This is a genomic window from Geodermatophilus sp. FMUSA9-8 (genome assembly GCF_037034165.1).
GTDB classification, from domain to species: domain Bacteria; phylum Actinomycetota; class Actinomycetes; order Mycobacteriales; family Geodermatophilaceae; genus Geodermatophilus; species Geodermatophilus nigrescens.
The window spans coordinates 273075-295064 of the sequence record NZ_JBAGKE010000005.1; the positions used below are offsets into that span (position 1 = coordinate 273075).

The following is a 21990-nucleotide window of genomic DNA, read 5'->3' on the forward strand; positions in this document are numbered from 1 at the left end:
TCTCCGGGTTCCGGGTCGACGTCCCGGGTCGACGTCGGGTGTCGATCATCGGGGTCGACAGGGCACGGACACGGGTCCGGCCGCGCCGGGACAGGTCCTGTCCCGGCGCGGCCGGAGGGGTGGGTCAGTCGGTGATCGACACCGTCGAGAACACCTCGGCGGTCAGCGGGCTGGGCTCGAGGCCCTCCACGTTGTCCGCCACCACGAGCGCCGGCGGCGAGTGCGAGATCGGGACACCGGGCAGGTAGTCCATGATCAGCCGGTTGGCCTCCTGGTACTGCTCGGTGCGGGCACTCGCGTCGGGCTCGGCGTCGGCCTCGGCGAGGGCGGCGAAGATCTCCGGGTTGCTGAACGCCCCGAACTCCGCGGACGCCTGGCCGTTGGACGCCTCGGCGAAGAACGTGCCGATGAAGTTGTAGGCGTCGTTGTAGTCACCGGTCCACCCGAGCAGGTGGATGTCCGCCTGGCCGGCCTGGACGGCGTTCAGGTAGTCCGGGTTCCACGGCAGGGCCACCGGCTCGATGGTGAAGCCGGCGTCGGTCAGGTTCTGGCTGATGACCTGGAACATCGCGGCCGGGTCCGGCAGGTAGGGCCGGCTGACCTCGGTCGGGTAGTAGAACCGCAGCGTCGTCCCCTCGGCGCCGGCCTCCTGCAGCAGCTGGCGGGCGCGGTCGGGGTCGTAGTCGTACGTGGTGACGTCGTCGGCCCAGCCGTCGACCGTCGGCGGCATGAACTGCGTGGCCGCCTCGGCGCCCTCGGGGAGCAGCGAGTTGACGATCGTCTCGCGGTCGATCGCGTGCGCGATCGCCTGCCGCACCTGCGGGTTCTGCAGCGCCGGGTTGGCCTGCGTGCCGGGCACGTTCCCGCCGTTGAAGCCCAGGTAGAGGATGTTGAACGGGTCGCGGACGAGCACCTGGAAGCCGTCGTCCTCCAGGGACTGGTAGTCCGCCGGCGCGACGAAGTCGTAGCCGTCGATGGACCCGGCCTGCAGCTCCTGACGGCGGGTGTTCCCGTCCGGGATGGTGCGGAAGATGATCTCGTCGAGGAGCGGGGCGTCGCCCCAGTAGTCCTCGTTGCGGACGAGGGTGACCTCGCCGTTGCCGCGGTCCCAGCTCTCGAACTTGAAGGGGCCGGTGCCGGTCGGGTGCTCCAGGGCGTACTCGGAGTAGCTGAGCGCGTCCTCGCTGCCGGACAGGTTGTCGGCGTCGTACTGCTGCAGCGCTTCGGGGCTCTGGATGGAGAACGCCGGGAGCGCGAGCGCGGACGGGAACTTCGAGGTGACCTGCGTCAGCCGGATCACCGCGGTGCTCTCGTCGGTGGCCTCGCAGGACTCGTAGATGCTCGGGGTGTCCGGCGTGCTGGCGAAGCCGCCGAAGACCGCCTGGTAGTAGTACGAGGCGCTCGGGCTGGTGGCCAGCCCCTCGAAGTTGTACCAGCGGTCGAAGTTGAAGCAGACCGCCTCCGCGTTGAAGTCCGTGCCGTCGTGGAACGTCACGCCCTGGCGCAGGTTGAAGGTGTACTCGAGGCCGTCCTCGCTCACCTCGTAGTCCTCGGCCAGCTCGGGGACCGGCTCGGTGCCGCCGAGCTCGTTGCCGAGCAGGCCCTCGTGGATCTGACGGGCGACCCGGAAGGTCTCGCCGTCACTGCCGAAGGCCGGGTCGAGCATCGCCGGGTCGCCGGCCGCCCCGAAGACGAGCGTGCCGCCGGACTGGGCCTCCCCGCCCTCCCCGCCCTCGCCGGAGTCGCGGTCACTGGACGCGCAAGCGGCCAGGGTGACGGCGGTCAGCGCGGCCGCGGAGGCGGCCAGCACACGTTGGGGTCGACGCTGCATCGCAGGAGACCTGCCTTCTCGGCCCGCTCCGGGCCGGATGAGATCCGAGGTGGACCGCCGGTGGACGCAAGACGTCCGGACGGCGTGCTCACGGACCCTAGGTCGCGAGGAGGCGGGCACCAGAGCCGAGCGGCCCCATCGACACCATCCTGTGACCTTGCCGACGCCGGGCCGAGGGCCCGCGCCGCGGCCGTGCCGGGTCGTGCTCAGGCGTCGATGCGGCGGCGGCCCTCGAAGGCCCGGCCGAGGGTGATCTCGTCGGCGTACTCGAGGTCGCCGCCGACGGGCAGGCCGCTGGCCAGCCGCGAGACCGCGAGCCCCAGGGGGCCCACCAGGCGGGCGAGGTACGCCGCCGTGGCCTCGCCCTCGAGGTTGGGGTCGGTGGCGATGATCAGCTCGGTGACCGTCCCGTCCATCAGGCGGGTCATGAGCTCCTTGACCCGCAGGTCGTCGGGGCCGACGCCCTCGATGGGGCTGATCGCGCCGCCCAGCACGTGGTAGCGCCCGCGGAACTCGCGGGTGCGCTCGATGGCGACGACGTCCTTGGGCTCCTCGACGACGCAGATGACGTCGTCGGAGCGGCGCGGGTCCTTGCAGATCCGGCACTGCTCGCCCTCGGCGACGTTGTAGCAGGTCACGCAGAAGCGCACCTCGGCCTGCACGCGCTGCAGGGCGGCGACGAGCCGGCCGACGTCGGCGGACTCGGCGGCCAGCAGGTGGAAGGCGATGCGCTGGGCGCTCTTGGGCCCGACGCCGGGCAGGCGGCCGAGCTCGTCGATGAGGTCCTGGACGGCCCCCTCGTACACGGTGCTCCTAGGGGAAGAGGTGGTCGGGCGCGGTACCGGTCAGGCGCCGGGCAGCCCGGGGAAGCCGCCACCGAGGCCGCCGGCCAGCGGGCCCATGCGGTCGGCGGTCAGCTCGGAGGCCAGCCGCGAGGCGTCGCGGACCGCCGCGACGACGAGGTCCTGGAGGGTCTCGACGTCGTCGGGGTCGACCGCCGACGGCGCGATGGTGACCGACCGCAGCTCGCCGTCGCCGGTCATCGTGGCGGTGACGAGGCCGCCGCCGGCGGAGCCGGTGACCTCCTCCTTGGCCAGCTGGTCCTGCGCGGCGGCCAGCGCCTGCTGCATCTGCTGGGCCTGCTGCAGGATCGCGGACAGGTCGGGCTGGCCACCACCGGGGAACATGTCCCGAGCGTAGGCCGCGGGGGCGACATCCGGCGGACGACGGCCCGGCCGGCCGGTCAGCTCTCCAGCGGCTGCGCCCCCAGCTGCGCGCGCAGCAGCGCCAGCGCCGCCTGCTCGGGGTCGACGGCCGGCACGTGCTCGCGGTCGCCGGCGGTCTCGTCCTCCGCGGCCCGCTGCGCCATGAGCTCGCGGGCCTCGGCGGCCTCGGCGACGCGCGCGGCCTCCTGGGCCGCCTCGCGCGAGCCCTCGGCGCCACCGCCGGCCGCGGGCGACCGGCCCGCGGCCCCCTCGACGACGGCCTCGACCTTCCAGCGCACGCCCAGCAGCTCGTTGAGCGCCTCGCGCAGGACGTCCTTGTTCAGGTCGTCGCCGATCCGCCGGGCCAGCGCCGGCGACGACGTGGACAGCGTGAGCACGCCGGCCCGCAGTTCGTGCACCTGCGCGTTCTTGAGCAGCGCCTCGGTGGTGCGCTTGTGCCGCTTGACGACGGCGAGCAGCTCCGGCCAGACCCGCCGGACGTCGGAGGTGGCCAGGTCGCCGTCGCCTTCCCCCTCGGGCGCGCCGGGCGGGTTCGCGGTGACGACCGGGGTCGGCTCGCCGCCGCGCGGGGCGGGCGTGGACTCGGCGGCCGCGCGCGGAGGCGAGGCCGGCGGGCGCGGCTCGGCGACCCGCGCGGCGGCCGCGCGGGCCGCGGCGGGCTGGGGCGCGTGCGGCCAGTCCTCGTCGTCGGTGGGCTCGGGCGGCAGCGGGATGTCGGGCTCGCCCGTGGCCACCCGCACGCCCTGCCGCGGCCCGGCCGGCGGGGGCGACGCCGGGGCCGCCGGCGCCCGTTCCGGGGCGGGCGCGGCCTTCGGCGCGGGAGCAGCGGGGGCGCCGCTGCCGGGCTGTGTGGTCTCCGGCCAGTCGTCGTCGGCCGCGGCGGCCGCAGGTGCCGGCGCCGGACGGACGCCGGAGCCCGGCCGGGCGGTCTCCGGCCACTCGTCCCCGCCGGGCGCGGGGGACGACGGGGCGGGCGCGGGGGACGACGCCGCGGGCGCCGGTGCCGGGGCGGCGGCGGGTGCAGCGGCAGCGGCAGCGGCAGCAGGAGCCTGCGGGGCGGGAGCCTGCGGGGCGGGAGCCTGCGGGGCGGCGGCGCGCTGGGAGGGGCGGACGTACTCCTTGCGCGGCGGGCCGGAGCGCTCCTCCGGGGCGGGTGCCGGCTCCTCGCGGGCCGGGGCGGGCCGCGGCGCCTCCCGCACCGGTGCCTCCCGGACCGGGGCCTCGCGCACCGGGACGTCCCGCACGGGCGCGTCGGCGGCCGCCCCGCCACCGGCGATGGACAGCCGGCGCTCGAGCCGCTCGAGGCGCTGCAGGGTGGCGGCGGCCGAGCCGTCGGTGGCCGGCAGCAGCATCCGGGCACACACCAGCTCGAGCAGCAGCCGCGGCGCGGTGGTGCCGCGCATCTCGCTCAGCCCGGCGTGCACGGTGTCGGCCAGCCGCGAGAGCGTGGCCGACCCCAGCGCCCGCGCCTGGGACACCATCAGGTCGAGCCGGTCGGGCGGGCAGTCGAGCAGGCCGTTGCCGCCGGCCTCGGGCACCGCGTCGAGCACGATGAGGTCGCGCAGCCGGTCGAGCAGGTCGGTGGCGAAGCGGCGCGGGTCGTGGCCGGCCTCGACCACCCGGTCGACGGCGCGGAAGACGCCGGGCGCGTCCTGCGCGGCCAGCGCGTCGATGGCCTCGTCGAGCAGCGCGTCGTCGGTGACGCCGAGCAGGCTCACCGCACTCGCGTAGGTGACGCCCTCGGACCCCGCGCCGGCGAGCAGCTGGTCGAGGATCGACAGCGAGTCGCGCACCGAGCCGCCGCCGGCCCGCACCACCAGCGGGAACACCGTGGGCTCGACCTGCACGCCCTCGGCGGCGCAGGTCTTCTCCAGCAGGCCGCGCAGCGTCGTCGGCGGGACCAGCCGGAACGGGTAGTGGTGCGTGCGCGAGCGGATGGTGGGCAGCACCTTGTCCGGCTCGGTGGTGGCGAAGACGAAGACGAGGAACTCCGGCGGCTCCTCGACCACCTTGAGCAGGGCGTTGAAGCCCTGCGTGGTGACCATGTGCGCCTCGTCGACGATGTAGACCTTGTAGCGGCTGTTCACCGGCGCGAAGAACGCGCGCTCCCGCAGGTCACGGGCGTCGTCGACACCACCGTGGCTGGCCGCGTCGATCTCGATGACGTCGAGCGAGCCGGGGCCGTCGGGGGCCAGCGCGACGCAGGAGGCGCACACGCCGCACGGCGTCGACGTCGGGCCCTGCTCGCAGTTGAGCGAGCGGGCGAGGATGCGCGCCGACGACGTCTTGCCGCAGCCGCGCGGGCCGCTGAACAGGTAGGCGTGGTTGATCCGCCCGCCGTCGACGGCGTTGACCAGCGGGGTGGTCACGTGCTCCTGGCCGACCACCTCGGCGAAGGTCGCCGGGCGGTACTTCCGGTAGAGCGCCAGAGCCACGCGGCGAGGTTACGTGCCGGGACCGACGAGCCGGGAGCACCGGCCGTGTCTCACATCGTGAGCTTGAGCAGGAACTCCACCTGGCCGCGGTCCTCGACCCGGACGAAGCCCAGGTTCGGCGGGGTGATGCCGAAGTCGCCGAAGACGACCGGGACCACCCCGGAGACCTCGACGCCCTCGGCGGTGCGCACGACCGACAGCTCGGCCTGCACCTGCCGGGTCGTGCCGCGGAGCGTGAGGTCGCCGGTGACCGGGACGGTCACCGGGGTGCCGGACAGCTCGGGCAGGTCGACCGGCCCGCGGACGGCGAAGGTCGCCGTCGGGTGCGTGCCGACGTCCATGACGTTGTCGCGGAAGTACCCGTCGCGCTGGTTGCTGTCGGTGCGCACGCTCGCCACGTCCACGGTGACCTGGGCGGTGCTGAGGTCACCGTCCTGGACGACGACGTCGCCGGTGACCTGGTCGGTGGTGCCGGCGACGGTGACGTCGGCGCCGTTGAGCACCTCGTCGACGCGGTAGCCGGCCGAGGAGCCCGGCGAGACGGTCCAGGTGCCGTCGGTGTCGGGGGCGAGCTCGACGTCGGAGGGCTGCGCCTGCACGGTGGGCGCCGCGGCGGCGTCCTCCTGCGTGGCGGCGTAGAGCAGCGGGCCCACGCCGAGGCCGAGCGCCAGGAGGGCGACGACCCCTCCGACGATCCACCAGGTGCGACGGCGACGGGCCATGGCGAGCTCCTCTCCTCGGGCTCCGAGGATGCTGGCCGACCGAGCTGGCAGCCAGCTGTGAGACGCGCCGCGGCCCGCCGGAGTGCCCGGGACGGTCGCCCGGGAGAGGACCGGGGAAGAAAGGGACCCCCCGCGCACCCGCCAGAGCCCGCTTATCCTTGCTGCCTTCCGGCCCTGGGGAGGTTCACAGGGTGACGTCACACGAGGGGTCTGCGCACCACTGTAGAGGACGCCGCTCGCTAGGCTCCCGCCCCATGACGCCCCGGCGCGCCCTCGTCCTGCCCCCGCCGCGCTCCTGACCCGGAGCACCGCGGGCTGACCCGCGCGGCCGCGACCTCGCCGGCCGCGCTCGCGCCGTGCTCCGGACCCGCCCGTCCCGTCCGGAACCAGCGCCCAGGAGCGTCATGTCCACCCCCTCCCCCCGCGGCTCGAGCCGCGGGTCCCCCGGGTCCCGCCCCCACACCTCGTCCTCTGCACGCGGCTTCGGGTTCGTCGTGCTCGCCGCCCTCTGCTGGGGCACGTCGGGGATCAGCGGCCGCGTCGTCGCCGACCGCAGCGACCTCTCCGCCCTCGACATCGCCTGGTACCGCCTCGCCATCGGCGCGCTCGCGCTGCTGGCGGCGTGGGCCGCCACGTCCCGCCGCCGCGGCCCCGCGGTGCGCGTTCCCCGTCCCGTCGCCGTCCGCCTCGGGCTCATCGCCGCGGGGCTGGCCGGCTACCAGCTGGCCTACTTCACCGCGGTCGAGCGGGCCGGGGTGAGCATCGCCACGCTGGTCGCCCTCGGTCTCGCGCCGCTGCTCGTCGCCGTCGGCGGCGCGCTGCTCGGGCACGGCCGGCCGCAGCGGGCCACGCTCGTCGCGCTCGGCGTCGCCCTCGTGGGGCTGACCCTGCTCGTGGGCGTCTCGGCCGGCGCGGACAGCGGGACGGCGGTCCTGCTCGGCGCCCTCGTGGCCACCGGCTCGGCGCTCGGCTACGCCGTCGTCACCGTGGCCGGCGGCGGCGTGCCGGCCGGTGTGCCGGTGACCCTCGTCGGGTTCGCCGGCGGCGCGCTGCTGCTCACCCCGGTCGTGCTGGCGCAGGGGGTGTCGGTGCCCGACGACGGCACGGCGCTGGCGGTGCTGCTCTACCTGGGCCTGGTGCCGAGCGCGCTGGCCTACGGGCTGTTCTTCACCGGGGTGCGCACCGTCCCGGGCGCGGTGGCCTCGATCGTCACGCTGCTGGAGCCGCTGACGGCGACCGCGCTGGCCACGGCGTTCCTCGGCGAGCGGCTCGAGCCGGCCGCGGTGGCGGGCGGGGCGCTGCTGCTGGCCGCCGTCGCCGGGCTCTACCTGCGGGAGCTCGGCCGGCGGGCGGAGCGCGTGGCGGCTCCCGGCGCCTGAGCGGCCCCGGGAACGGCGACGGGCCCCGGCGCACTGCCGGGGCCCGTCGGGGTGCGGAGGATGGGAGATTCGAACTCCCGAGGGGTTGCCCCCAACCCGCTTTCCAAGCGAGCGCCATAGGCCACTAGGCGAATCCTCCCGGTGCCCGTCGATCGTACCGGCACGCCCGGCCGCGGTCAGCCGCCGCCCCGCGGCTCGCCGCCCCGGGTGGTCCGGCGCGGGCGCACCAGGCAGGCTTGCGGGGTCGGGGGGACGCACGCGAGGGACGGGAGCAGGACGATGAGCGAGCCGGGCCAGGTCCGACCGGAGGTCGTGGACGAGATCGTGGCCGTGCTGCGCGGCGCCGACCCGGCGGGCCTCCCGCCGTCGGCCACCGCGGAGGAGAAGGCCGCCGCGAAGGACCGCTACCTGTCGGAGTTCGCCGCCGAGCGCAGCAAGCGCGACCGGCAGACCCAGGCGTGGGAGCTGCTGCTCACCCGCAGCTACGACGAGCCGCCGACGTGGGAGCGGCTGTTCGACGACCTCGCCCCCGACGCCGTCGAGGAGCTCGGCGGGCTCTACGACGTGCTGCCCGAGGGGGCGCAGGAGGAGTACGCCCGCCGCTTCGGCGTCCCCAGCACCGTCTGACGCCCCCGGTGCCGCGCGCGGCCGCGCTGGGTAGGGACGGCCGGTGACCACGACCGTCCCGGGCCGCCTCGTGGCCGGCCGCTACCGCCTGGTGTCGCGCATCGCCGGCGGCGGCATGGGCGCGGTCTGGCTCGGCCGCGACGAGCTGCTCGGGCGCGAGGTCGCCGTCAAGCAGGTGCTCCTGCCCGCCGGCGTCGACCCGGAGCTCGCCGGCCAGCAGCGCGAGCGGGCGATGCGCGAGGGCCGCATCGCCGCGCGGCTCTCCCACCCGCACGCGGTCTCGGTGTTCGACGTCGCCCTCGAGGACGGCGTCCCGTGGCTGGTCATGGAGTACCTGCCCTCGCGCAGCCTGGCCGTGGTGCTGCACGAGGACGGCGTGCTGCGCCCCGACCAGGTGGCCCAGGTGGGCGCCCAGCTCGCCGACGCGCTGGTGGCGGTGCACGAGGCGGGGATCGTGCACCGCGACGTCAAGCCGGGGAACGTCCTGGTGGGCCGCGGCGGGCGGGTCGAGGGCCTGGTGAAGATCACCGACTTCGGCATCGCGCACGCCAGCGGCGACGTCACCCTCACCCAGACCGGCCAGATCACCGGGACGCCGGCCTTCCTGGCGCCCGAGGTGGCCCGCGGCACGGACATGACGCCGGCCAGCGACGTGTTCTCCCTCGGCGCCACCCTCTACACCTGCCTGGAGGGCGAGCCGCCGTTCGGGATGGACGACAACGCGCTGCGCCTGCTGCACCGCGTGGCCGCCGGCGAGTTCCGCCCGCCGCGGCGGGCCGGGTCCCTGGAGCGGCCGCTGATGCGGATGCTCGACGCCGACCCCGCGCGGCGGCCGTCGATGACCGAGATGCGCGACGAGCTGGCCCGCCTGGCCGCCGGCCGCGACGGCGACCCGACCACCGTGCTGCTCGCCCGCACCGCCCTCGGCCCGGCGCCCGACCGCACCCGCACCGCGGCGACGCCCACCCCCACGCCCGAGCCCACGACCGACCCCGGGCCGCCGACGCCGGTCGCGCCCTCCCCCGCCGCCGTCGACCCGCCGACCGCCACCTCGCCGCCGACCCTGACGCAGCCGCCGGGGTCCGGGCCGCCGCCGGGGACGGAGGGCCCAGGCCCCTGGCCACCCGCCCCGCCGCTGGTGGGCGCCCGCCCGCGGCGCCGCCGCCCGCTGGTCGTGGCGCTGCTGGCCGCGCTGGTCGTGGCCGCCGTCGCGCTCGGCACCTGGCTGGCGGTGCGCGGCGACGGCGACCCGCAGGCCGGCGCGGCGGACCCGTCGTCGTCCTCGGGGGCGACCCAGCCGACCACGGACGCACCGGAGACGGACGACGGCACGGACGGCGGCACGGACGGCGGGCAGGCCCCCGGCACCGGCGCGGAGGAGCCGACGTCGGAGGAGCCGTCCCCGACGGGGGACGCGGAGCCCCCGACGTCGTCGGCCGAGCCCCCGCCGGCGGACGACCCGGCCGCCGAGGCGCGCGACACGCTCGAGCAGTACTACACGCTGCTGCCCGGCGACACCGCCGCCGCCTACGAGCTCACCGGGCCGACGCTGCAGTCGCGGGCGAGCTACGGCTACTACGAGGACTTCTTCAGCCGCTGGTCGGACATCAACCTGCTGGACGTCCGTGACGTCGTCGACCGGGGGGACGTCATCACCGCGACGACGGACGTCGAGTTCCTGGCACCCGGGGACCGGCTGGTGGAGACGCACGCGGTGACGTTCGTCCGGGCCGACGACGGCCGGCTGCTCATCGACCTCGACGTGATCGCCTGACCCGGCGCCGCCGCCCGACCCCGCGGACGACGACGGCGGCGCCCCTGCGCGGGGCGCCGCCGTCGGTTCCTGCTGGCGGTGGCGGTGGGATTTGAACCCACGGAGGCTTGCACCTCACACGCTTTCGAGGCGTGCTCCTTCGGCCGCTCGGACACGCCACCGTCGGACAGACTACAGGCCCCGCTTCCGGCGGAAGAACGCGCGTAGGAGTGTCGCGCTCTGCTCGGCCCGGACCCCGCCGGTGACCTGCGGGCGGTGGTTGAGCCGGCGGTCGCGGACGACGTCCCACAGCGACCCGGCGGCGCCGGCCTTGGGGTCGTCGGCGCCGTAGACGACGTGCGCCACCCGGGCCAGGACGCTCGCGCCGGCGCACATGGTGCAGGGCTCGAGGGTGACCACGAGCGTGGCGCCGGTCAGCCGCCACCCGTCGCCGTGCACCCGCGCGGCGGCGCGCAGGGCGAGCACCTCCGCGTGCGCCGTCGGGTCGCCCTGCCTCTCCCGCTCGTTGGCGGCCTCGGCGAGCACGGCGCCGTCGGGGCCGAGGACGACGGCCCCGATCGGGGTGTCGCCCCACTCCTGCGCGGCGGCGGCGAGCTCCAGCGCGCGGGCCATGGCGGCGTCGACGGCGTCCGGCCCCGGACCGGTCCCGGCGGCGGTCCCGTCCGCGGCGGTCACGGCAGCGGGAAGCCGACCAGCGCCGACAGCTCGTCCAGCGCTCTCCGCGGGTCGGCGACCTTGACGGTGTGCATGCCCAGCGCCCGCGCCGGCTTGAGGTTGATGCCCAGGTCGTCGAGGTAGGCGCAGTCGGCGAAGTCGAGGTCGCGGCCGACCGCCTCGTTCAGCCGCGCCAGCGCCCGCCGGTAGATCTCCGGCTCGGGCTTGCGCACGCCCTCCACCGAGGACTCGACGACGGCGTCGAACAGGCCCAGCAGCTCGGCCAGCGGGCCCGTGCGCTCCATCGGCGCCACGTTGTTCGACAGCATCGCCAGCGGCAGGCCGGCCGCCCGCAGCCGGCGCACCGCGGCGACCATCTCCGGCCGGACCTCGCCGTGCAGCGCGGCGAGCACCCGGCGGGCGTCGACCCGGTGCCCGGCGGCCAGCGCCTCGGCCTCGAAGGTGTCGACGAACCCCTCGACGTCGAGCTCGTTGCGCTCGTACCGGGCCCAGGCGTTGCTGTCGGGGTCGGTGCTGTTGAGCCGGCGGACGAGGCCCTCGGGCAGGCCGGCCTCGGCCTCGTAGGCGGCGAAGGCGAGCATCGGGCTCTCGGTGATGACCCCGCCGAGGTCGAACACCACCGCGGCGACGCTCACCGGCCCACCGCCGCGGCCAGCTCGTCGGCGAAGCCGAGGCGGGCGGCGACCGTGGCGACCATCTCGTCGGCCCACAGGTCGTCGGCGGTCACGATCGGCCGCAGCTCGTCGGCGGGCAGGCCGTCGTCGGCGAACACGTCCAGGTCACCTCCGGGCCAGCCGGTCTCGTCGTCGTCGAAGGCGCCGTCCTCGTCGACGCCGATGCCGTAGCGCTCGACCACCTCGGCGCCGAGCACCCACTCCTGCATCGTCGCGTCGGAGATCAGCGCGCGGACCATCCCGCCGGGGCCGTGCCGCAGCACGACGAAGTACAGCCGCGAGTCGACGACGACCACGAACGGCGGCGGCCAGGCGCCCGCGCCCGGCTCGCCGAGCGCGCGCTCGAGCACCGGCAGCTCGTCGCCGGCGTCGTCGGCGAGCAGCTCCACCCGCCAGCGCCCGCCCGGGCGGTCGACCCGCACGGCCCAGCTGGCGCCCTCCGGCCCCGCCACCGGCCCGGTCACCGCTTGCGCAGCACGGTCAGGCCGTCGGCGAGCGGCAGCAGCACGGTCTCCCAGCGCGGGTCGCGGGCCAGCGCGGCGTTCAGCGCGACGACGGCGCGGTCGTCGTCGGTCCGCGGGTCGAGCACCCGCCCGCCGCGCAGCGTGTTGTCCAGGAGGACCAGCCCGTCGGGCCGCATCCGCGGGTGCAGCTCCTCGACGTAGGCCGGGTAGCCGGTCTTGTCGGCGTCGACGAAGGCGAGGTCGAGCACCGGGTCGGCCGGCAGCGCGCGCAGCTGCTCCAGCGCCTCGCCCAGCCGCAGCTCGATCCGGCCGGCGACGCCCGCCCGCTCCCAGTACCGGCGGGCGACCGCCGTCCACTCCTCGCTGCGGTCGAGGCAGACCAGCGAGCCGTCCTCGGGCATCCCGCGGGCGATGCACAGGGCGGAGAAGCCGGTGAAGGTGCCGATCTCGACCGCCCGCCGCACGCCGAGCGCGCGGGTGAGCAGCTGCATGAGCACGCCCTGCTCGACGGCGATCTGGAACGTCGCCGGCGCCTCGCCGCGGTCGGCCAGCGCCGCGGTCTCGGCGACCAGGTCGGCGGCCACGTCGTCGAGCGGCTCGGAGCTCGCCCGCACGTGCTCGGCGAGCTCCGGGGTGAGCAGGAACGACCGCGGCGTCATGCGGCGCGGACCGGGAGCGCGGAGGCCATAGCCTCTGATCATGGCCGATCCCGCCCCGGACGACCCCGCCCAGGTCGCCCCCGCGCTCGCCGCGCGGCTCGCCGCCGACCCGCTCGCCGAGCTGCTGGGCATCGCGCTGGAGGAGGTCCGGCCCGGGTACGCCCGCGCGGCGATGACCGTCGGCCCGCGGCTGCTCAACGCCGTCGGCACCGCGCACGGCGGCGCCACGATGGCGCTGCTCGACGTCGTCCACGCGGTGGTGAGCAACAGTCACGGCGTCGTGGCGGTGGCCCAGGACGTGCACACCGAGTTCCTCGCCCCCGGCCGGCCCGGCGAGCGGCTGGTCGCCGAGGGCAGCGAGCTCTACCGCAGCCGGCGCACCGCCGTGTACCGGATCGAGGCGCGCGGCGAGGACGGGCGGCCGGTGGCCACCGCCCTCGCGCGGGTGTTCCGTACCGACCGCAGCTGGGAGGACGACGAGTGAGCCTGCCGGTGCCCACGATGGAGGCCCCGCCGGTGGGCGTCGTCGGGCTCGGCCAGCTCGGCGGGTCGCTCGCCGCGGCGCTGGTGGCGGCCGGCCGCGAGGTGCGCGGCTGGGACGTCGACCCCGCCGCCCGGGAGGCCGCCGCGGCCCGGGGCGTGCGGGTCACCCGCGAGCTCGGCGGCGTCGTCGTCCTGGCGGTGCCGCTGCCCGCGATGGCCGACGCCCTCGACGGCCTCGACGTCGACCCCGCCGCCACGGTCACCGACCTCGGCTCGGTGAAGGTGCCGGTGCTCGGGTCGGTGGGCGCGGCGCTGGGCGGCCGGTTCGTCGGCGGGCACCCGATGGCCGGCACCGAGCGCTCGGGCCACGCGGCCACCGACCCGGACCTCTTCCGCGGCGCGCGCTGGGCGCTGTGCCTGGAGCCGGGCACCGAGCTGCCGCGCTGGCTGCGCGCCGCCGAGGTGGCCCTCGACGCGGGTGCCGAGGTGGTGCCGGTGACCGCCGCCGAGCACGACGACGCCGTCGCCGCCGTCAGCCACGTGCCGCACCTGCTGGCCGCCGCCCTGGCCGCCGCGGCGGGGTCGGCCGGGCCGCTCGCGCTCTCGCTGGCCGCCGGCAGCTTCCGCGACGGCACCCGGGTGATCGGCAGCGACCCGGCGTTCGTCACCGCCATGGTCGAGGGCAACGCCGGGCCCACCGCGGCCGCGCTGGCCCGGGTGCTGGCCCAGCTGGAGCGGCCCTGGCCCGAGCTCGTCGACGCCGGGCACGCGGTGCGCAGCGCCCAGGCCGGAGGGGGAGCCGGGCGGCGGGCCGTGCGCGTGCCCCTCGACCGGGCCGCCCTGCTGTCGCTCGGCCGCGCCGGCGGGGTGGTCACCCGGCGGCTGGCCGCCTTCGTCGAGGGCTGGGTGCCGGGGGCCTGAGCCGGTTAGCCCGGACCGGCGATGGGGCAGAGTGGCCGCATGGACGACAGCGAGATCCGCACCCGCATCGACGCCCTGGTCGAGGAGGAGCACCGGCTCCGCGACAGCGCCGAGCACACCGAGGAGCAGCGGGCCCGGCTCCGGGCGATCGAGGAGGAGCGCGACCAGCTCTGGGACCTCGTGCGCCAGCGGGACGCCAAGCGCCAGTACGACGAGGACCCCGACACCGCCCAGGTGCGGCCGAAGTCGGAGGTCGAGGGCTACCTGCAGTAGCCGGCGGCGCGCCGCGGCCTCCTGTCAGGCGGAGTCGCGGACCGGCCGCCGGGCGCCGGCGTCGTGGTGCCCGGTGGCCAGCAGCGCGAGCTGCCAGAGCAGCCGGGCCCGCGGGTCGGTGGGCTTGCGGCCGGTCACCGACTCGATCCGCCGCAGCCGGTGCATGACCGTGTTGCGGTGGCAGTAGAGGAGGTCGGCGGCGCGGGTCGGTGAGCCGTCGGCGTCGAGGAACGCCGACAGCGTCTCCAGCAGCACCTCGCGCTCGTCCTCGGGCAGCTCCAGCAGCCGGCCCAGCGTCTGCCCGACCAGCCGCGCGGCGATCTCCGGCGAGTCCGACAGCAGCGCCTCGGGCAGCCGGTCGTCGGTGGTGACGACGCGCGCCGTCCCGGGCGGGAGCGTGCGGGCCGCGGTCTCGGCCAGCCGGTAGGCGCCGGCGACGGCGGCCGCGCCCTCGACCACCGGCGACACCCCGACCGGGCCGGTGGCCAGCAGCCCCAGCCAGCCCAGCAGCTCGGGCAGCCGCCGGGTGCCGAGCGCCACCACGCCCACCTGCGCCTGCGCCCGGGTGCCCCAGGCCGAGCGGATGCCGCGCTTGAGCAGCGCCTGCGCCGGGTCGGCCGCCTCGGGCCGGTCCTCCGCCGGGTGCGCGACGACGACGGCCAGCCGCCCGCCCAGCGGGACGGCGAGCAGCTCGGAGGCCTGCCGGACGAACGCCGGGTCCCCGCCGCGGCCGTCGAGCAGGCCGTCGACCAGCCGGCGGCGCTCGGCGACGTCGAGGCCGGCTCGGCGGCGCTCCTCGGCCCGGTAGCCCTCGGCGGCGGCGCTGCACCCGCGGTCGTTGGTGCGCCACAGGGAGCCCGCGACCTCCAGCAGCAGGCCGTCGTCGTGCCGGCCGCTGTTCCGGGACAGCGCGACCAGCGCCTCCCAGGTGATCTGGCCGCCGAGGCGGTAGGCGCGCAGCACCGCCTCCAGCGGGATGCCCTGCGCGGCGCGCAGCCGGCCCACGGCGCGGGCGCCCTCGGCGTGGCTGGCGTAGTAGGCCGCGGGGACGTCGGGGAGCAGGCCGCGGATGCCCACCTCGAGGTTGCGGCGCAGCGTCGTCCGCAGCAGGGGGTCGCCCGACTGCATCGCCTCCCGGTACGGCGGCTCGGTCTCCACGAGGACCTCGACCATCCGGTCGGTCATCGCGTCGAGCTGCTCGAGCAGCGCGGGGACCATCTCGGCCAGCCGCTCGGTGACGCCTCCGGGGGCCGTGTGCACGCCATCACCTCCGGTTCCCATCGCACAGAGCACAACACGGCGGGGGCATCACTGTGCGCTGCGCCCATTGTGACGGCCCTCACCGGACCGCAGAGTCATCGGGTACCGAGCTGTGACCCAATCGACGCCGTCCGGCGTCGGCTGGAGCGCGGTTCCTCCCCGATGAAGAGGAGACGTGGGCACCTTGGCGCAGCCGCCGGACACCACAGGCAGCAGCACCCGGCACCAGGACCGATCGCCCACCGCCCGGCTCGAGATGACCGGGATCAGCGTCGCCTTCGGCGGCGTGAAGGCCCTCACCGACGTGTCGCTGACCGTCGAGCCGGGGCAGGTGCACGGGCTCATCGGCCCCAACGGCGCCGGCAAGACGACGATGTTCAACGTGGCCTGCGGCCTGGTCCGCGCCACCGAGGGCCGGATCGTCTGGCGCGGCCAGGAGCTGCGCCGCCTGCGGCCCGCCCAGCTCGCGGGGCTGGGCATCGCCCGCACCCTGCAGGGCGTGGGCCTCTTCCCGGGCCTGACCGTGCTCGAGAACGTCATGGTCGGCGCGCACAAGCACGCGAAGGCCGGCTTCTTCTCCGCGCTGTTCGCGATCCCCACCGCCGACAAGGACGACGCCCGGCTGCGCGAGCGGGCCATGGGCGCGCTCACCGAGCTCGACGCCGAGGGCTACGCCGCCCGCTACCCCGGCAGCCTCCCCTACCCGGTGCAGAAGCGGGTCGCGCTGGCCCGCGCGCTGGTCTCCGAGCCCGAGCTGCTGCTGCTCGACGAGCCGGCCAGCGGCCTGTCCGAGGACGAGATGCACGAGCTCGGCGAGCTCATCCGCCTGCTCTCGGGCCGGATGAGCGTGCTGCTCGTCGAGCACCACATGGACCTCGTCATGCGGGTCTGCGACCAGATCACCGTGCTCGACTCCGGCCGCCAGATCGCCGCCGGCACCCCGCAGCAGGTCCAGAACGACCCGGCGGTCACCGAGGCCTACCTCGGCGACGCCGTCGACGACACCACCGACGTCAGCGAGCTGGCGGGCACCGACGGGGGGACCCACCGTGGCTGACACCGGCGCGCACGGCAGTACCGCGGCATCGGCCGCCGGCGTCGGCCTCTCGAAGGGCGGCGGGACGGCGACCGCGCAGGCGATCCTCGAGGTCGAGGGCCTGTCGGCCGCCTACGGCCCGGTCCGGGCGCTCGACGGCGTGACGCTGCGCGCCGAGTCCGGCCGGATCACCGCCGTGCTCGGCGCGAACGGCGCCGGCAAGACGACGCTGCTGCGCACCATCAGCGGCCTGGTCCGCCCGACCTCGGGGCGGGTCGTCCTGAACGGCGAGGACGTGACCCGGGCGCCGGTCGAGGCCATGGTCACCAAGGGCATGTCGCACGTGCCCGAGGGCCGCGGCGTCATCGCCGAGCTGACCGTCGACGAGAACCTGCGGGTGGGCTCGCTGTTCCGCGGCAAGGTCGGCCAGGACGAGTTCGACCGGGTCTACGACCTGTTCCCCCGCATCGCCGAGCGCCGCGGCCAGACGGCGCACACCCTCTCGGGCGGTGAGCGGCAGATGCTCGTCATCGGCCGCGCGCTCCTGGCCCGCCCGAAGGTGCTGCTGCTCGACGAGCCCTCGCTGGGCCTCGCGCCGCGGATCGTGGCGCAGATCTTCGCCCTGCTGCGCAAGCTCGTCGACACCGAGGGCCTGTCGGTGCTGCTGGTGGAGCAGAACGCCCGCAGCGCGCTGTCGGTGGCCGACACCGGCGTGGTGCTCAACCTCGGCCGCGTGGTCGTCACCGACGACGCCGCCCGGCTCGCCGGCGACGAGGACCTCCGGCACGCCTACCTCGGCTTCTAGCCGCTCCCCGCTCCTCCGCACGCCAGGAAGGCAGCCCCCCACGTGCAAGAGTTCGTCAACCTCACCCTCGGCGGGGTGATCACCGGGTCGGTCTACGCGGCCTTCGCCCTCGCCCTGGTGCTGATCTGGCGCTCCACCCGGATCGTCAACTTCGCGCAGGGCGCCATGGCCGCCCTGACGACCTTCATCGCGATCGCCCTCATCGACGCCGGCCAGTCCTACTGGGTCGGCCTCGTCGTCGCCCTGCTGTCGGGCCTGGTGATCGGCGCGGTCGTCGAGCGCGTCGTCATCCGGCCGGTCGAGGGCGGGCCCGAGCTCAACGCCGTCATCGTCACGCTGGGTCTGTTCATCGCGATCCAGGCGCTGATCTCGGTGCTCTTCGGCGTCAACCAGCGCGCGTTCGTGCCGCCGTTCTCCAACATCGGCTTCCGGATCGGCGACACCACGCTCGGGTCGCTCAGCCCCAACACCGTCTACACGCTCATCGCGGTGCTGCTGGTGATGGTCGCGCTGATCGCGCTGTTCCGCTTCACCCGGGTCGGCCTGGCCATGCGCGCCTCGGCCTTCGGCCAGGAGGTCGCCCGGCTGCTCGGCGTCCGCGTGGGCCGGATGCTCACCCTCGGCTGGGCGCTGGCGGCCGTCGTCGGCTCGCTGGCCGGCATCCTCATCGCGGCCGAGACCGCCTTCGTGACGCCGACGTTCATGGACTCGCTGATCGTGTTCGGCTTCGTCGCCGCGGTGCTCGGCGGGCTGGACTCCCCGATCGGCGCCGTCGTCGGCGGGCTGGTGCTCGGCGTCGCCCTCAGCTACGTCCGCGGCTACGTCGGGGACGAGCTCGTCGGCCTGGCCGGCCTGGTCATCCTCGTGGTCGTGCTGCTCGTGCGGCCCGGCGGACTCTTCTCGACCACCCAGACGCGGAGGGCGTGACCGCCGTGAGCGACCTGCAGACCCCCGCTTCCGCCTCGGCCGCCGGCGCGGCCACCTCCGAGGCACCCACCACCGCCACCGCGGCCAGCAACGCCACCTCCGCCCAGGCCGGCGGCGGGCGCTCGTTCCTGCCGCGCAACACGCTGCTGCGCCACCTGCTCGTCCTGGTGCTGTGCGCCGTCGGGGCGGTCGTGGTGCTCGAGTCCACCGACCTCGGCTTCAACGCGCAGGTCGGCTACGTCGCCTTCTACGCCATCGCTGCGGGCGGGCTCACGCTGCTCACCGGCCTCAACGGGCAGATCTCCCTGGGCCACGGCGCGCTCATGGCGGTCGGCGGCTACACCACCGCGCTGCTGCTCGACGCCGAGGAGCCGCTGCCCCTCGTCGTCATCCTGCTCGCGGCCGTCGCGCTGACCGCGGCCGTCGGCGCGGTCGTCGGGGTGGCCGCGGCGCGGCTGCACGGCCCCTACCTCGCCGGCGCCACCCTCGCCCTCGCCGTCGGACTGCCCGGCCTGGCGCTCTACTTCGACGACCTGCTGGGCGGCGAGCAGGGCCTCACGGTCTCCTCGCCCGACCGTCCCGACTGGTTCGTCGAGGGCATCCGGGCGCTGTCGGGCAACTCGGCCTCCGGCGTCAAGTGGATCGCCTACATCAGCGTCGCCTGCCTGCTGGTCACCTACTTCCTGCTGGCCAACCTGATGCGCAGCCGGGTCGGCCGCACCTGGCGCGCGGTGCGCGACCAGGAGGTCGCCGCGGAGCTCTCGGGCATCAACCTGGGCACCTGGCGGGTCGTGGCCTTCGTCGTCAGCGCCGCCGCGGCGGGCCTCGCCGGCGCGGTGCTCGCGCTCGTCGTCCGGCTCACCGCCCCGACGGCGTTCACGATCGTGCTGTCCCTGTCGCTGCTCACCGCCATCGTCATCGGCGGCCTGGGCAGCCTGCTCGGGGCGCTCATCGGCTCGGCGCTGCTGGTCTTCCTGCCGCGGCTGCTGCGGGACGCCGGCGAGTCGCTGGACATGGACGCCGCCCAGGCCGCCGAGATCTCCTACGTCGTCTACGGCGTGATCCTCGTGCTGGTCATGCTCTTCGCCCCCGCGGGCCTGGTCGGGTCGATCCGGCTGGCCCTCATGAAGCAGCGCGCCCGGCGGGCAGCCGGCCGCGCCCGGGGGTGAGGGGCCGCCCTCCCGGCCGCCGGCCACCCCGACTCCCCCACCCCCACCAGAACCCCCCGGGCACAGGCGCCCGGGTCCCTCCAGAGGAGAACCGTTGACAAGTTCCTCACGACGCCTCGTCAGCTTCGTGGCCGCGGCGACCGTCGCCACCACCCTGGCCGCCTGCGGCGGCGGGGACTCCGGTGGCGGTGGCGGCGGCGGTGGCAGCGAGGAGAACGAGGCCTCGGACATCGGCATCACCGAGGACACCATCAAGCTCGGTGCCCACTACCCGCTGACCGGCGTCGCGGCGCCCGGCTACAGCGAGATCCCCACCGGGGTCGAGGCCTACTTCGACTACGTCAACGCCAACGGCGGGGTCAACGGTCGCCAGATCGAGTTCGTCTACCGCGACGACGCCTACAACCCGACCAACACCAGCCAGATCGTCAACCAGCTCGTCCTCGAGGACGAGGTCTTCGCGATCATGTCGGGCCTCGGCACCCCGACCCACAACGCGGTCACCGACTTCCTCAACAGCGAGGGCGTGCCCGACCTGTTCGTGTCGTCGGGCTCGCGGCTGTGGGACGACGTCGAGGAGAAGCCCTACACCTTCGGCTGGCAGCCCGACTACGAGATCGAGGGCAAGATCATCGGCCAGTACGTGGCCGAGAACTTCCCCGACGCCCGCGTCGGCCTGTTCCTCCAGGGCGACGACTTCGGCGAGGACGGCGCGGCCGGCGCCCGGCAGTACCTCGAGGACCAGATCGTGGCCGAGGAGACCTACGTCCCCGGCAACACCGACGTCGTCCCGCAGATCTCCGCGCTGCAGGCCGCCGGTGCCGACCTCGTGCTCGGCTTCAACGTGCCCAGCTACACGGCGCTGTCGCAGCTGACGGCGCTGCGGCTGGGCTACGACCCGCAGTGGTTCTACTCCAACGTCGGCTCGGACCCGGCGCTGGTCGGCTCGCTGCTGGCCCGCTTCTCGCAGGGCGCGGTGAACGACGCCAGCCTGCTCGACGGCGCCCTCACCACCGAGTACATCCCCGGCCTCGACGCCCCCGACAACCCGTGGGTGCAGCTGTGGCAGCAGGTGTGGGAGGAGTCCGGCCAGGAGGGCGAGCTCACCAACTACCGCATCTACGGCATGTCGCAGGCCTACACGATGGTCCAGGCGCTGCAGTCGGCCGGTCAGAACCCGACGCGTGACGACCTCGTCGCCGCCGTCGAGCAGGCCGGTGCCGAGTGGGAGGGCCCCGGCTTCACGCCCTTCCGCTACTCGGAGGACCGCCACGCGGGCTACAGCGGCATGCTGATCAGCCGCATCCAGGGCCAGGGCTCGGAGGACCTGACGCCGGTGCTCGTCACCGACAACGGCGACGCCGAGATCGAGGAGCAGGACGGCGAGCCGGCCGGCCCGCCGGAGAACGGCATCCCGGAGGAGGAGCCGATCAACTGAGGCCCTGACCTCCGGAGCCTCCAGCGCACGACGGCGGGCCGCCGGTTCCCCTCGGGGACCGGCGGCCCGTCGCCGTCCCGGGTGACCGGGAGGCGGACACTCAGCCCTCGAAGTGTCGGCAGTTGATCTCCGGGTAGGGCAGCCGCGGACCCTGCGCGACGGGGCGGCGGAACAGGACGGAGCAGGGCATGGTGCACGCGGCACGGACGATCCGGCGGGCGGTGGTGACCGGCGGCGCCGGCTTCCTCGGCTCCCACCTCTGCGAGCACCTGCTCGACCGCGGCGTCGAGGTCGTCTGCCTCGACAACTTCCTCACCGGCTCGCCGGAGAACGTCGTCCACCTCCTGGAGCACCCCGGCTTCCGGCTGGTGCGCTGCGACGTCACCGACTTCGTGCACGTCCCCGGCGACGTCGACCTGGTGCTGCACTTCGCCTCGCCGGCCAGCCCGCTGGACTACCTGAGGATGCCGATCGAGACGCTCAAGGTCGGCAGCCTCGGCACCCTGCACACCCTCGGCCTGGCGCACGAGAAGGGCGCCCGCTACGTGCTCGCCTCCACCTCCGAGGTCTACGGCGACCCGCTGGTGCACCCGCAGCCCGAGGAGTACTGGGGCAACGTGAACCCGGTCGGCCCGCGCGGGGTCTACGACGAGGCCAAGCGCTTCAGCGAGGCCATGACCACGGCCTACCGGACGTCGAAGGGCACCGACACCGGGATCGTGCGGATCTTCAACACCTACGGCCCGCGCATGCGCGCCGACGACGGCCGCGCCATCCCCGCCTTCGTGGGGCAGGCGCTGGCCGGGCGCCCGCTGACCGTCGCCGGCGACGGCTCGCAGACCCGGTCGATCTGCTACGTCGACGACACCGTGCGCGGCATCCTCGCGCTGGCCTTCTCCGACCAGCCCGGCCCGGTCAACATCGGCAACCCCGACGAGCTGTCGATGCTCCGGCTGGCCGAGTGGATCCGCGAGCTCACCGGCTCCACGTCCGACGTCGAGTTCGTCGACCTGCCGGTCGACGACCCGAAGGTCCGCCGTCCGGACACCCGTCGCGCCGAGGAGCTGCTCGGCTGGCGGCCGACGGTCCCCTCCGAGGAGGGGCTGCGCCGCACGGTCGACTGGTTCGCCGCCCGGCTCCAGGAGTCCGCGACCCGCGTCGGCTGACCGGCGGGAGGGCCCGGGGCCGGTCGCGACGGCGTCGCGACCGGCC

22 protein-coding genes, 2 tRNA genes and 1 other RNA gene are annotated in these 21990 nt (G+C 75.5%); 12 read left to right on the forward strand and 13 right to left on the reverse strand.

The features are described 5' to 3' along the window. Positions 1 to 124: 124 nt before the first annotated feature. The 6 genes from WA616_RS13055 to ffs all read right to left on the reverse strand — a co-directional run bounded on the left by WA616_RS13055 (position 125) and on the right by ffs (position 6428). Entirely contained in the window at positions 125 to 1831 is a 1707-nt protein-coding gene (locus tag WA616_RS13055; RefSeq protein ID WP_336030381.1) for an ABC transporter substrate-binding protein, read from the reverse strand. 206 nt (positions 1832 to 2037) lie between these two features. Then, entirely contained in the window at positions 2038 to 2637 is a 600-nt protein-coding gene (gene recR, locus WA616_RS13060; RefSeq protein ID WP_073418111.1) for a recombination mediator RecR, read from the reverse strand. 39 nt (positions 2638 to 2676) lie between these two features. After that, a complete protein-coding gene (locus WA616_RS13065) occupies positions 2677 to 3018 on the reverse strand; it encodes a YbaB/EbfC family nucleoid-associated protein (protein WP_336030383.1) in 342 nt (113 codons plus the stop codon). 56 nt (positions 3019 to 3074) lie between these two features. Continuing rightward, complete coding sequence (locus WA616_RS13070; RefSeq protein ID WP_336030384.1) at positions 3075 to 5492, reverse strand: DNA polymerase III subunit gamma and tau; 2418 nt, start codon at positions 5490 to 5492, stop codon at positions 3075 to 3077. A 50-nt stretch (positions 5493 to 5542) separates the two neighbouring features. Then, complete coding sequence (locus WA616_RS13075) at positions 5543 to 6214, reverse strand: YceI family protein (protein ID WP_073418105.1); 672 nt, start codon at positions 6212 to 6214, stop codon at positions 5543 to 5545. A gap of 118 nt (positions 6215 to 6332) precedes the next feature. Further along, positions 6333 to 6428: signal recognition particle sRNA small type (gene ffs / locus WA616_RS13080), an RNA gene on the reverse strand. Positions 6429 to 6618: 190 nt separating this feature from the next. On the opposite strand from ffs, the gene WA616_RS13085 reads away from it, so the two are divergent. After that, on the forward strand, positions 6619 to 7593 hold the full coding sequence (locus WA616_RS13085; RefSeq protein ID WP_336030386.1) for a DMT family transporter: 975 nt from the start codon (positions 6619 to 6621) through the stop codon (positions 7591 to 7593). Between the two features lie 54 nt (positions 7594 to 7647). Here WA616_RS13085 and WA616_RS13090 read toward each other — a convergent pair. Next, a tRNA-Ser gene (locus WA616_RS13090) sits at positions 7648 to 7732 on the reverse strand. Positions 7733 to 7872: 140 nt separating this feature from the next. On the opposite strand from WA616_RS13090, the gene WA616_RS13095 reads away from it, so the two are divergent. Both WA616_RS13095 and WA616_RS13100 read left to right on the forward strand, forming a co-directional pair. Continuing rightward, entirely contained in the window at positions 7873 to 8220 is a 348-nt protein-coding gene (locus WA616_RS13095; RefSeq protein WP_073418101.1) for a hypothetical protein, read from the forward strand. Between the two features lie 43 nt (positions 8221 to 8263). Beyond that, entirely contained in the window at positions 8264 to 9994 is a 1731-nt protein-coding gene (locus WA616_RS13100) for a serine/threonine-protein kinase (RefSeq protein ID WP_336030388.1), read from the forward strand. Between the two features lie 73 nt (positions 9995 to 10067). Here the strand turns inward: WA616_RS13100 and WA616_RS13105 are convergent. From WA616_RS13105 to WA616_RS13125, 5 genes are all read right to left on the reverse strand, one after another. Next, positions 10068 to 10155 (reverse strand) — tRNA-Ser (locus tag WA616_RS13105). Positions 10156 to 10165: 10 nt separating this feature from the next. Next, positions 10166 to 10669 (reverse strand): nucleoside deaminase, encoded by a 504-nt coding sequence (locus tag WA616_RS13110; RefSeq protein WP_442902001.1) that lies wholly within the window; start codon positions 10667 to 10669, stop codon positions 10166 to 10168. Then, complete coding sequence (locus WA616_RS13115; protein WP_336030390.1) at positions 10666 to 11304, reverse strand: HAD-IA family hydrolase; 639 nt, start codon at positions 11302 to 11304, stop codon at positions 10666 to 10668. The genes WA616_RS13110 and WA616_RS13115 overlap by 4 nt, the downstream gene beginning before the upstream one ends. Continuing rightward, positions 11301 to 11807 carry a tRNA adenosine deaminase-associated protein gene (locus WA616_RS13120; protein ID WP_336030391.1) on the reverse strand — a complete coding sequence of 169 codons (507 nt, stop codon included), beginning with the start codon at positions 11805 to 11807 and terminating at the stop codon, positions 11301 to 11303. The genes WA616_RS13115 and WA616_RS13120 overlap by 4 nt, the downstream gene beginning before the upstream one ends. Further along, positions 11804 to 12466 (reverse strand): O-methyltransferase, encoded by a 663-nt coding sequence (locus WA616_RS13125; RefSeq protein WP_336030392.1) that lies wholly within the window; start codon positions 12464 to 12466, stop codon positions 11804 to 11806. Before WA616_RS13125 ends, WA616_RS13120 begins: the two co-directional genes overlap by 4 nt. 40 nt (positions 12467 to 12506) lie before the next feature. Here WA616_RS13125 and WA616_RS13130 point away from each other — a divergent pair, with 40 nt between their 5' ends. From WA616_RS13130 to WA616_RS13140, 3 genes are read left to right on the forward strand one after another with little or no spacing between them, the layout of a single operon-like run. Beyond that, the gene (locus tag WA616_RS13130) at positions 12507 to 12950 is read left to right on the forward strand and encodes a PaaI family thioesterase (protein ID WP_336030393.1); all 444 of its coding nucleotides are present in this window, start codon (positions 12507 to 12509) and stop codon (positions 12948 to 12950) included. Continuing rightward, positions 12947 to 13870, forward strand: coding sequence for a prephenate dehydrogenase/arogenate dehydrogenase family protein (locus WA616_RS13135; protein WP_336030395.1), 924 nt, complete (start codon positions 12947 to 12949; stop codon positions 13868 to 13870). Before WA616_RS13130 ends, WA616_RS13135 begins: the two co-directional genes overlap by 4 nt. Positions 13871 to 13909: 39 nt before the next feature. Beyond that, complete coding sequence (locus WA616_RS13140) at positions 13910 to 14143, forward strand: DUF2630 family protein (protein WP_336030396.1); 234 nt, start codon at positions 13910 to 13912, stop codon at positions 14141 to 14143. Positions 14144 to 14167: 24 nt separating this feature from the next. Here WA616_RS13140 and WA616_RS13145 read toward each other — a convergent pair whose 3' ends face one another. Continuing rightward, entirely contained in the window at positions 14168 to 15403 is a 1236-nt protein-coding gene (locus WA616_RS13145) for a PucR family transcriptional regulator (protein ID WP_336030398.1), read from the reverse strand. Between the two features lie 175 nt (positions 15404 to 15578). Between WA616_RS13145 and WA616_RS13150 the strand changes: the two genes are divergently transcribed. The 6 genes from WA616_RS13150 to WA616_RS13175 all read left to right on the forward strand — a co-directional run bounded on the left by WA616_RS13150 (position 15579) and on the right by WA616_RS13175 (position 21944). Next, positions 15579 to 16460 (forward strand): ABC transporter ATP-binding protein, encoded by an 882-nt coding sequence (locus tag WA616_RS13150; RefSeq protein ID WP_139252782.1) that lies wholly within the window; start codon positions 15579 to 15581, stop codon positions 16458 to 16460. Next, a complete protein-coding gene (locus WA616_RS13155; protein WP_336030399.1) occupies positions 16453 to 17244 on the forward strand; it encodes an ABC transporter ATP-binding protein in 792 nt (263 codons plus the stop codon). The genes WA616_RS13150 and WA616_RS13155 overlap by 8 nt, the downstream gene beginning before the upstream one ends. Positions 17245 to 17286: 42 nt before the next feature. Then, positions 17287 to 18171 carry a branched-chain amino acid ABC transporter permease gene (locus tag WA616_RS13160; protein WP_336030401.1) on the forward strand — a complete coding sequence of 295 codons (885 nt, stop codon included), beginning with the start codon at positions 17287 to 17289 and terminating at the stop codon, positions 18169 to 18171. Continuing rightward, a complete protein-coding gene (locus WA616_RS13165; RefSeq protein WP_336030403.1) occupies positions 18168 to 19340 on the forward strand; it encodes a branched-chain amino acid ABC transporter permease in 1173 nt (390 codons plus the stop codon). The genes WA616_RS13160 and WA616_RS13165 overlap by 4 nt, the downstream gene beginning before the upstream one ends. A gap of 94 nt (positions 19341 to 19434) precedes the next feature. Next, the gene (locus tag WA616_RS13170) at positions 19435 to 20778 is read left to right on the forward strand and encodes an ABC transporter substrate-binding protein (RefSeq protein WP_336030404.1); all 1344 of its coding nucleotides are present in this window, start codon (positions 19435 to 19437) and stop codon (positions 20776 to 20778) included. 188 nt (positions 20779 to 20966) lie between these two features. After that, positions 20967 to 21944: a UDP-glucuronic acid decarboxylase family protein gene (locus WA616_RS13175; protein ID WP_336030405.1), complete on the forward strand. Its 978-nt coding sequence runs from the start codon at positions 20967 to 20969 to the stop codon at positions 21942 to 21944. Positions 21945 to 21990 lie beyond the last annotated feature (46 nt).

Excerpts from the sequence above, each read along its gene's own strand:
- WA616_RS13095 (WP_073418101.1), top strand. The coding sequence starts at position 7,873 with ATGAGCGAGCCGGGCCAGGTCCGACCGGAGGTCGTGGACGAGATCGTG.
- WA616_RS13175 (WP_336030405.1), top strand. The coding sequence starts at position 20,967 with ATGGTGCACGCGGCACGGACGATCCGGCGGGCGGTGGTGACCGGCGGC.
- WA616_RS13085 (WP_336030386.1), top strand. The coding sequence starts at position 6,619 with ATGTCCACCCCCTCCCCCCGCGGCTCGAGCCGCGGGTCCCCCGGGTCC.
- WA616_RS13140 (WP_336030396.1), top strand. The coding sequence starts at position 13,910 with ATGGACGACAGCGAGATCCGCACCCGCATCGACGCCCTGGTCGAGGAG.
- WA616_RS13125 (WP_336030392.1), bottom strand. The coding sequence starts at position 12,466 with ATGACGCCGCGGTCGTTCCTGCTCACCCCGGAGCTCGCCGAGCACGTG.
- WA616_RS13130 (WP_336030393.1), top strand. The coding sequence starts at position 12,507 with ATGGCCGATCCCGCCCCGGACGACCCCGCCCAGGTCGCCCCCGCGCTC.
- WA616_RS13055 (WP_336030381.1), bottom strand. The coding sequence starts at position 1,831 with ATGCAGCGTCGACCCCAACGTGTGCTGGCCGCCTCCGCGGCCGCGCTG.
- WA616_RS13065 (WP_336030383.1), bottom strand. The coding sequence starts at position 3,018 with ATGTTCCCCGGTGGTGGCCAGCCCGACCTGTCCGCGATCCTGCAGCAG.
- WA616_RS13075 (WP_073418105.1), bottom strand. The coding sequence starts at position 6,214 with ATGGCCCGTCGCCGTCGCACCTGGTGGATCGTCGGAGGGGTCGTCGCC.